The organism is Rhodosalinus sp. FB01 (assembly GCF_041365715.1).
Taxonomy (GTDB): domain Bacteria; phylum Pseudomonadota; class Alphaproteobacteria; order Rhodobacterales; family Rhodobacteraceae; genus Rhodosalinus.
The window spans coordinates 1-434 of the sequence record NZ_JBGFSH010000074.1; the positions used below are offsets into that span (position 1 = coordinate 1).

Annotated in this window: 1 protein-coding gene; it reads left to right on the forward strand. The window is 78.3% G+C overall.

All coding sequences use genetic code 11. The features are described 5' to 3' along the window. Positions 1–200: 200 nt before the first annotated feature. Positions 201–434: PaaI family thioesterase (locus AB6A65_RS16640; RefSeq protein WP_371039497.1), on the forward strand; the 234-nt coding region annotated here is incomplete at its 3' end.

Sequence of the window (434 nt, forward strand, 5' to 3'; positions counted from 1 at the left end):
CGGGCTCTGCTGCGAGGACCCGGCGCTCACGGCGCTCATGCGCCCCGAGGCGATCGCCGTGCTGACGGGCCGGCGCGCGCTCGCCGTGCCGATGCACCCGCGCCGCACCGCCCGCGCCTGACAGCACCCCGCAAAGGCCGCGATTGCGCCCGGCCGCGGCGCGGGGCAGGCTCGCACGGCGCGACAGCCGGAGGGCGCCCATGGACGAAACCGCACGCCTGTCCGAGGCCCACGCCCGGGCCATCCGCGAGAGCTTCGCGGCGCAGAGCCTGATGGCGACCTTCGGCGCCGGGATGACCGCGCTCGCCCCCGGCCGCGCGGTGATCGAGGCGCCGATCCTGCCCGCCGCGCGCCAGCAGCACGGCTACGCCCACGCCGGGCTGACCTTCGCGCTCGGCGACAGCGCCGCGGGCTACGCCGCGCTCACGCTGCTT